General features: G+C 69.0%; 6 protein-coding genes. All 6 read right to left on the bottom strand.

Translation table 11 applies throughout. From position 1 onward, the window contains the following. A partial coding sequence (locus AADR41_RS04735; RefSeq protein WP_342280090.1) for an AMP-binding protein occupies positions 1–298 on the bottom strand: 298 nt, incomplete at its 3' end. A gap of 147 nt (positions 299–445) precedes the next feature. Then, complete coding sequence (locus AADR41_RS04730; protein WP_342280101.1) at positions 446–2,164, bottom strand: amino acid adenylation domain-containing protein; 1,719 nt, start codon at positions 2,162–2,164, stop codon at positions 446–448. A 493-nt stretch (positions 2,165–2,657) separates the two neighbouring features. Beyond that, a complete protein-coding gene (gene sbnA, locus AADR41_RS04725) occupies positions 2,658–3,665 on the bottom strand; it encodes a 2,3-diaminopropionate biosynthesis protein SbnA (RefSeq protein ID WP_342280100.1) in 1,008 nt (335 codons plus the stop codon). A 209-nt stretch (positions 3,666–3,874) separates the two neighbouring features. Continuing rightward, the gene (gene sbnB, locus AADR41_RS04720; RefSeq protein WP_342280089.1) at positions 3,875–4,945 is read right to left on the bottom strand and encodes a 2,3-diaminopropionate biosynthesis protein SbnB; all 1,071 of its coding nucleotides are present in this window, start codon (positions 4,943–4,945) and stop codon (positions 3,875–3,877) included. After that, a complete protein-coding gene (locus AADR41_RS04715) occupies positions 4,942–5,946 on the bottom strand; it encodes a TauD/TfdA family dioxygenase (RefSeq protein ID WP_342280088.1) in 1,005 nt (334 codons plus the stop codon). The genes sbnB and AADR41_RS04715 overlap by 4 nt, the downstream gene beginning before the upstream one ends. Positions 5,947–5,969: 23 nt before the next feature. Further along, entirely contained in the window at positions 5,970–9,224 is a 3,255-nt protein-coding gene (locus tag AADR41_RS04710; RefSeq protein ID WP_342280087.1) for a non-ribosomal peptide synthetase, read from the bottom strand. Positions 9,225–9,286: the final 62 nt, after the last annotated feature.

The following is a 9,286-nucleotide window of genomic DNA, read 5'->3' as shown; positions in this document are numbered from 1 at the left end:
GGAGGGAGGGATCGAGGGCGACGCAGGAGCGGCCGGCCCGCCACACGCCCAGGAAGGCGGCAACCGTGCGCTCGTCGCGCCCGAGACAGATGCCGGTTCTGCCCCACTCGGTGCTCGGGAGGAGCGCGCTGATCCGCGCGGCGAGAGCGAGCAGCTCCCGGTAACTCGTCCTGCGCTCGCCCGCGATCACGGCCGTGGCCTCGGGGTGGTGCGCGGCTTGGCGGGCCACCAGGTCGTGGACCGTGCGGGGAGGAAAACACTCCGCGGTCCGTGGTTGCTGCGGAGAATCGAGCGGCATGGGATGGCTCCAGATCTTCGAGAGCGCCGCGGGGCTGGGACGCCCGTGACGCGTGAGGACACGCCCCATGAGTGAGGGGGCGTCTCGGACGGACGGAGAAGTGGGAAGGACCGGGTGCATGGCACCCCGGTGAGACCGACCGTGCGGTCAGTGGGTCCGGTCGTGGGACTCGCTCGCGACGGCACGGGTGTCCCGTTCCCGCAGCAGGGCCGCGAGCAGGGGCCGTTCACCCGGTGCGGGGGAGGGGGCGGCGGGCGCGGCCGGCCCGGCGCCGAGCTGCTGTTCGGCGCGTGATCGCAGCCCCGCCCGGTCCAGCTTGCCGCTGCCGGTCTGGGGGACTTCGTCGAGCATCAGGTAGTGCCCGGGTACGTACGCGGAGGGGAGGGCGGAGGCGAGGTGCGTGCGCAGGGCGGCGGAGAGCTCGCTAGGGGAGCTACCGGCCTCGGCCGTGCGGATCCAGGCCACGAGTGCGGTGTCCGCCCCGAGCCGGACCGCCACCACCACGGCGTCGTTCACCAGGGGGTGGGCGCGCAGCCGGTGCTCGACCTCCTGCGGCTCGATGCGCTGCCCCCGGATCTTCACCTGGTCGTCGGTCCGTCCCAGGTACTCCAGGTTCCCGTCGATCAGGCGTACCCGGTCGCCGGTCCGGTAGAGCCGGTCCACGGAGGACCCCGGTGGTGCGGGCACGAAGGCGCGGGCGGTCCGTTCGGGATCGTTGAGGTAGCCCAGGGCCAGTGGTGTGCCCCCGATGCACAACTCCCCTTCGTCGCCGTCGAGAACCGGCGAGCCGTCCTGGCCGACCACGAGCAGCACACAGTTGTCGATCGGACGGCCGATGGGCACGCGGTCGATCTGCTGCGCCGAGGCGGGGCTGGTCCAGTGGCTGACCTCGATGGCGGCCTCGGTGGGACCGTAGAGATTGTGCAGGGTGGCGGAGAGGGTCTCCACGCACGCGCGCGCCACTTCGACCGGCAGCGGTTCACCGCTGCAGAAGACGTGCCGGAGCGAGGTGCACCGTGCCGCATCGCGGTGGCGGAGGAACTCGCGGAGCATGGTGGGGACGAAATGGCAGAGCGTGATGCCCTGTTCGCGGATGGCGTGTGCCACGAGTCCGGGCTCGCGATGCTCCTCGGGCGGCAGCAGGACGCAGGTGCCGCCGGAGATGAGGGGAAGCCACAGTTCCCACCCGGAGACGTCGAAGGTGACGGGTGTCTTCTGCAGGACGCGGTCGTCCGGGCCGACCCCGTAGGCGTCGCGCATCCACACGAGCCGGTTGGCGAGGGCGGTGCTCGGCAGCACGACTCCCTTGGGTGTGCCGGTGGATCCCGACGTGAACAGCACATAGACGGGCTGCGCGTCGGAGACCGGCGGTAAGGAGTCCCATTCCGCTTCTCCGGCCGCCGGGCCCCCGAAGCGCGCGGGCAACGTGAGCGTACGCAGCCCCTGCGCGGCCAACCGGTCCTGTGTCGTGTCGGCGACGAGGGCCAGGGTGCTGCCCGACACGTCGAGTACGCGCCGCAGCCGGTCCGGGGGATCGTCCGCGTCCAGCGGGAGGTAGGGAAGCCCTGCCTTCAGGATGCCGAGCAGGGCCACCGGCAACCGGACACTCCGCGGAACGGCCACGGCCACGGGCAGTCCCGGCGTCACTGTGGCTCGCAGTGTACGGGCGATCTCGTCCGACCACGCTTCGAGTTGTGCGTATGTCAGCCGCTCGTCGCCGCACTCGACGGCGACGGCCGCGGGCCGCGTCCGAGATACTTCTCTGATCAGCCCCGGGAGTCCTGCGGGGAAGGAACACACTGTCCGCCGACCGGATAACTCGGCTGTCGACAGGTCCTGTTGGGGGCGCACATCCGCTCCACTCATTTGTGACTGTTTCGGCGTGAACTTATAGAGGTTGTGGAGCACAACACAAGATTCCTTGATGCCATGCTGACGCTTCCTTCCCGTTCGGGGAGGAACGCGCAGGTGAGCGCCGGGAGGCGCAGTGTCCTGGCCCGGTGCCGAGCGCGAAGCCCACTGGTTCGGATCGTGGGCTGCCGTGGCACTGGAGCCTGCGTGAGAGGAGACGGAGGCATCCGCGGTGAGGTTGCACAACCATCCGAAAAATCTTCCTGAAGCATCCAGCGACCTCGTGGCGCGGCACCCTGTGCGGAAAACAGGCGGGACGGTGTGCGGATTCCGGTACCGGGCACAGGACTTGGCCCCGACCGCTGCGACGACGAGCGCGCGAAGGGCGCCCGACCGGTGGCGAACCAGGTCAGGCGCCCTTTGTCATGCATCGGGAAGAAGCCCGTCGTCTTCGGACAGTACGCCGATGCGGCTTCCGGTCCGTCGGGCCGGGGTCCGGCCGACGGCTCTACCGCGTTGTCGGCGGAGGGGCGGCCGCCCAGGAAGGGGCGACCTCCTTGTCGGAGTCGAGCACGTTCTCACCGTAGAGGTCCTCCAGCCAATTGGTCTGGTAGATGGTGTCGAGGTAGCGCTCACCGAGGTCGGGACCAATGGCCACCGCGGTGAGTTCGCTCGCGTCGTGCCGTGCCAACCACTGCGTCGCGCCACTGATCACCGTGCCGGTGGAGCCGCCGAACAGGAAGCCGCGCCTGGCCAGACGATGGCAGGCACGTACGGTGTCCGCCTCCTCGACAAGAATCACCTCATCGACATAGGACTCGTCGAGCAGCGGCGGGCGCACGCTCATGCCCAGGCCGGGAATCATCCTGGGGCCCGCCGAACCGCCGAAGGACACCGAGCCGACGCTGTCCACCGCGATGATCCGCACCGGCCGGTGCCATCCCCGGAAGTAGCGCGCACAGCCCATCAGGGTTCCGGTGGTACCGGCTCCGACGAACAGCACGTCCAGCCGCGGGAACTGCCGGGCGACCTCCGGCGCGGTCGTACGGTAGTGCGCCTTCCAGTTGCTCGGATTGGTGTACTGGCTGAGCCACACGTATCGGTCGTCTGAGGCGCACAGCTCGCGGAGGTAGTCGAGCCGCGCGCCGAGAAAGCCGGTGTCCGCTCGCGGCTCGGCGAGCACATGCACCTTGCTGCCCAACGCCTCCATCATCATTCTGTTCGACAGATTGCCTCGGGAGTCCGTCACACACAGGAACTGGTAGCCCTTGCTCGCCGCGATCACGCTCAGCGCCACGCCGAGGTTTCCGGACGAGGACTCGACCAGGATCGACTCCGGTGTCAGGATTCCGTCCCGCTCAGCGGCCTCAACCATCGCGGTCGCGGCCTTCAGCTTGATCGAGCCGGCGAAGTTGAAGCCCTCACACTTCAGGAAGAGCGAATGCCCGAAGATCGACCGGAGGTCGACATAGAGATTCTCTTCGTTGAAGTCGTAGGGAGTGGAAATGACGGGCACCATGGTCTCCTCTGTCGGGAACAGAGCACTTTCGGAGTCGTCCGGCCGGGTGCGGGCTCCTCGCCCGTGCGGGCGAGCCCCCGTCTCCGGCCGGCGGGACAGGGCCCTGTGTCAGCGGCCGCCCTCCCGTGCGTCAGGACCTGCTGCGTACGCGACTGGTCTGCCCTTGCGGGCTCAGCCTCGAAGGAGCCGCCTGCGCACTCGCCGGCTCATCCGTACCGGCTCGTTTCGTGGAAGAAGTCGTCGACGACGTGCAACTCTCCGGAGCGGGCCAGCTCGGTGTACACGTACTTGCCCACCGCGAGGTCGAGCACCCCGAGACCGAAGGGCGAGAACACCACCGGCCGGTCCTTCGGCACCTTCACCCGTCCGGCCATCACATCGTCCAACGTGCCGTGAAGGAAGTCCCGGTTGCCCGTGAGCTGCTCGGCCAGATGCGGGGACGTGTCGGCCTTGAGGCAGTGCTCGACGTCATCGACGATGTTGGTCGAGGCGAGCAGGATCTCCGGCGCGAGGTCGCGCAGCGACACATGCAGCACCAGTGGATTGTGTGCGAACCACGACAGGTCACTGACGTGCGGTTGACCGGCGACCGTGGCGAAGACGACCATGTCGCTGTTTCGGATCAACTGCTCGGCGCTGTCGTGCACGGTGATCCGGCCGGCGGTGTCCGACTGTTCCAGATAGCACCGGAAGCCCGCCGCGCTCTCGGCGGACAGGTCGTGTACGCCGACCTCGTCGAACGACCAGCCGGTGCCGACCAGGAAGGAGTGGATGTAGCGGGCGATCAGGCCCACCCCGAAGAACCCGACACGTGTCGGTCGCGGCCGGTCGCGGCTGAGCCAGTCGGCCGCCGACGCCGCCGAAGCGGCCGTCCGGGTGGCACTGATGATCGAACTCTCCAGACAGGCGAACGGGTAGCCCGTGTCGGGGTCATTGAGGATCAGCACCGCCGATGCCCTCGGGACGCCTGCCGTCACGTTGTCCGGGAAGCTGGAGATCCACTTCAGGCCGTCCACCCGTGCCTTCCCGCCGATCGAGGCGGGCAGCGCGATGATCCGGGAGGACGGACGGTCGGGGAAACGAAGGAAGTACGACGGCGGGTTCACCGAATCACCGTCGCCGTGCAGCCGGTAGGTGGCCTCGACCAGCTCCGTGATCCGCTTCTCGCACCTGTGCAGTGTGCGCTGGACCTGGGCGCCGGAGATCACCGCGAACGGTGGAACGGTGATCGCAGGGACTGTCGCGGGCCCGCTCGTGGTGGCGTCGACGGTGCTCATCGTGTGGTCACCTTCACGGTCGGCGAGCAGTTGTCCAGACGTACCGGATCGGCCATGGCGACAAGCACCTCACGCGGTCCCTCGAAGGGCTCCCTGCTGTGTGCGGTACGGATGTTGTCGACGATCATCAGGTCGCCGGCCTGCCAGGGTTCACGAGCGGTGTTCGCCTCGTAGACGCTGTTGAGCAGCTGCACGACGTCCTCGCCGATCGGGTCACCGTTGCCGAAGCGGGTGTTGAACGGCAGCCCGTCGGCGCCGTAGACGTCCACCAGGTACTCGTGCACCTCGGGGGCCATCGTCCACTCGTTGAGGAACGCGATCTGGTTGAACCAGCAGCGTCGGCCGGTGACCGGGTGGCGCACCACGGCGCTGCGGTGCTGTCTGGTACGGAGACCACCGTCGGGCTGCCACTCGAACGTGATCGCGTTTGCGCGGCAGTAGCGCTCGACGGCGCCCCGGTCCTCGGTGCCGAAGGCCTCGGCGACGGACGCGCCGATCTCGTCGTTGTAGGTGCGGGTCAGCAGCCAGCCCTCGCGCTCGAACCGTTCGGTCAACCCGGTGGGCAGCGCGTCGAGCACGGTCGGGGAGTCGGCCACCGCGGTCGCTCCGCCGCCGGTCGGCGCGGTGAGACAGGCGAACATCATCAGGCCGGGGAACTCAAGCGTGTAGCTCAGTTCGTGGTGCATGCACATCGGCTGGTTCGACGGCCACTTCGATGAGGAGTACACCCCGTCGGAGTAGGTCTGCCGGGGCGCGAAGGCCTCCTGCTCGGTCATCAGACCGCTGGCCAGCTTCGAGAAGACGGCTGCGGTCCCGGTCGCGTCGCGCAGCCCGAGGCCACGGACCAGGACCGAACCGTGTTCGGCGACGACTGCGCGCAGTGTCTCCCGGTGCTCGGCCGCCCAGGCCGGTGCGTCACCGGTGACCTCGGCCCTCAGCCGCGGTGGTTTGCCGGATTCCAGTTCCACGTCGACCAGCGAAGCCGTGGGTGTGGACGACATCTCGATCTCCTTTCGACCGATGCTCAGGAAGAAGCGAACAGATCGGTGGCCTGCAGAACAGCCTTGGCTGCCTCGGCCGGACGGGTACGCAGGAAGAAGTGGCCGCCCTCGGCGAGCTCGTGCAGGCCGACGTGTTCGGCCAGGAGCTGCCAGTCGAGGTACTGGCGCCGGTAGTCCGCCGTGTACGGGTCGTCCGCGGCGACGACCACGGTGACCGGCACGGACAGCTTCTGCGCGGGCGGGCTCTCCAGGGCATCGATGAAGTAGCGGTGGGCGGACACGCAGTCGTGCCGGTAGGCGGCGCCGACGTGCTCGGCGTGCTGCGGACCCGGCGCACCGAGGGAGCCGCAGTCGCCGTCCGTGCTCAGGTCCGCGGCGATCTCGGCGTCGCTGCGCCCGGTCAGCTCGGCGATGGCGGCGCGCCGGCCTGCGGCGTCACCGAGCAGTTGCGCGCCGAGGAACACCCGTTGGACGTCCACCCCGTGCTCCCGCAGTCTTCTCGCGGTCTCCACGGCCAACGCGACGCCCGAGGAGTGACCCCACAGCAGGACACTGGTCAGACCACGCCCGGTGATCTCGTCGACGACCTGCTCGACCACCTGAGTCATCGGCGCGAGCGGCTCGCTCCCGGCGGCCACGTCGTGACCGGGCAGCTCGACGGCGTAGACCGCCGGTCCACCGTCCGGAAGTGCCCCGGCCATCGGCTGGAAGTTCACCGCGTTGCCGCCGGCGTGGGGGAAGCACACCAGGGCTGAGATCTGCGCACCGTCCGATGCCGACAGCGGCTGAAGCAGCCCGGCACGCCGCCCGGATCTGTCGTCGACCAGCCTGGCCAGATCCGCGAGGACCGGGTGACGGGTGACATCCTTGAGGGACACCGCGCGGTCCAGGACGATGGCCAGTTTCACGGCCGACAGCGACGTACCGCCCCGGTCGAAGAAGTGGTCCCGCCGCCCGATCCGGTCCTGCGGGATGCCGAGCACCTTCGCCCACGCGGCCGCCAGCTGCGCTTCGGCCGGCGTTTCCGGCGCACAGAAGCCGTCCGGGACGACATCGAGTTCTCCGGCGAGTGCCTGCAGAGTTTTTCTGTCGATCTTGCTGTTGGCCGTCAGCGGCAGGGTATCCCGCCAGTGAAGGGCCGACGGGACCATGTACGCGGGCAGCGACTCACCGAGCCGGGCCAGCACCACGTCCACATCGAGCGGCCGCCGACCGGAGCAGAACGCCACCAGGTGCTTGCTCTGGTCGGCCCGCTCGGTGATCACGACCGCACCGTCGCGAACACCGGGCACCTGCAGCAAGGCGTTCTCGATCTCACCGATCTCGATCCGGAATCCACGGATCTTCACCTGGGTGTCGCGCCGGCCGAGGAATTCCAGCTTTCCCCCGGGCGTCCAGCGGCCGTAGTCGCCGCCCCGGTAGAGCCGGACGCCCGCACGGTGCGGATCGTCCAGGTAGGCCTGCCGGGTGAGCTCGGGGTCGTTGACGTATCCGCGGCCGACGCAGACGCCGGAGAAGACGATCAGACCGGGGGCTCCGAGCGGCACCGGGATCAGGTGCTCGTCGACGACATAGACGTGCACGTTGTTGACCGCGGGCCCCAGCAGGACCCGGTCTCCGTCGGGCGCGCGGTCCATGACCTCGTGGTTGGTGTCGTCCGAGGTCTCGGTCAGCCCGTAGGCGTTGACCAGCTTGATCCCGGGCTGGGCGGCGAACCAGCGCTGCACGAGCTCCTTCTTCAGCGCCTCGCCCGTGACCGACACGCACCGCAGGTCCGGCAGCTCGCGGGGGTGCTGATTCAGCCAGGACACCACCACGTCCAGGTAGGAGGGCACGATCTGGAGGACGGAGACCCGTTCGTCGATGATCTTGTCGACGAACCGCTCGACATTCAGGATCACTTCCTGCTCCACCAGCAGGGTCCGTCCCCCGACCAGCAGCCCGGACATCAGCTGCCAGAGCGAGATGTCGAAGCATTGGGGTGCGGTCTGGGCGACCACCTGTCCCTCGCCGATCTCCAGGTCGTCGATCTTGGCGTAGAGGTGGTTCAGCATGCCCGCGTGCTCGCACATCGCGCCCTTGGGCTCACCTGTGGAGCCGGAAGTGAAGTAGATGTAGGCGAGTTGGTCCGGTGCGACGCGGACGGCCAGATCACCGTCGGCATGGTCTTCCTCGTAGGCCGCGCCGACCAGGAGCTTCTGGACCCCGGGCAGCGCGCCGAGGGCCTGGTCGAGCGTGGCGGTGCTGCCGGGCTCGGTCAGCACGAGCTCGCATGCGGCACGGGAGAGAATGGTGGCGATCCGGTCGGCCGGGAAATGAGGCTCGACGGGCAGGTACACGCCGCCGGCCTTGAAGACCGCGAGGACGGCGACCATCCAGTCCAGGTTGCGCTCGGTCACCACCGCGACGACACCCTCGGGGCGCAGCCCCCGAGCCAGCAGGGCTCGGCCCACCCGGTTGGCGCGCGCGTTGAGTTCTCGGTACGTCAGTTGCAGATCGCCGTGCACCGCGGCGACGTCGTCCGGGTGTGACGCCACCCGCTGCTCGAACAGTTCGTGGAACCTGTGGGCCGGCAGTTCCCGGTGCGGTCCGGCGAGTCCTTCGAGCTGGAAGTGGAGTTCCTCGGGGGAGAGCAGGCTCTGCCGCTCGTGCTCGGCGTCCGGATCGGCGACGATCAGCGCCAGTGCGGCGAGGTGGTAGCCGGCGATCCTGACGGCACAGTCCTCGTCCAGTACGTCGGTCCGATACCGCAGGCGCAGCGCAAGGCGGCCGCCGCGGTGCGCGAACCCCACCCGCAAGGCGGTGTCGCCGGTGACTTCGCCGCCCATGCCGTGCGGATCGAACACGACCTCGACCGGCGGCTCGGCCAGGCCCAGTTCGCACCTGAGCTCATCGACCGGGAAGTCCTGGTGCGACAGCAGATCCGACGCGGCCCGATGCGCCTCCAGCAGCAGCGTCCGCCACGAGCCGGACCCGGTCGTCAGCCGGCAGAGCAGCGGCCGGCCGCTTCTCGCCCCGGCATGTCCGGTCGTGACCTCGTGCTCGCCGGAGAGCGCGGCGAGCACCTTGGCGTGTGCTGCCAGCAGTACCGAGTCGAGCGGCACCGCCAGGTCCTCGGCCAGCCGGCCCAACGCCGCCACGACGTCGTCCGGGACCGGCACCTCGTGCTCGCCGACACCCTTCACCGGATTGAGCGTCCACCGCGGGATCTCGGTGATTCCACCGGCGGCGAGCACATCGCGCCAGAATTCCCGGTCGGCCTTCACTTGCGTTTCCATCAGGCCGTCTCACTCCATTCGCCTCAGCTACCGTGCTTTGTCGCGCCGACGAGGGCCGGGCC

The sequence above is a fragment of the Streptomyces sp. CLV115 genome, from assembly GCF_038448545.1.
Taxonomy (GTDB): Bacteria; Actinomycetota; Actinomycetes; order Streptomycetales; family Streptomycetaceae; genus Streptomyces; species Streptomyces sanglieri.
The sequence above is the reverse complement of the archived record's forward strand: the minus strand, read 5'-3'. Positions and strand labels throughout refer to the sequence as shown.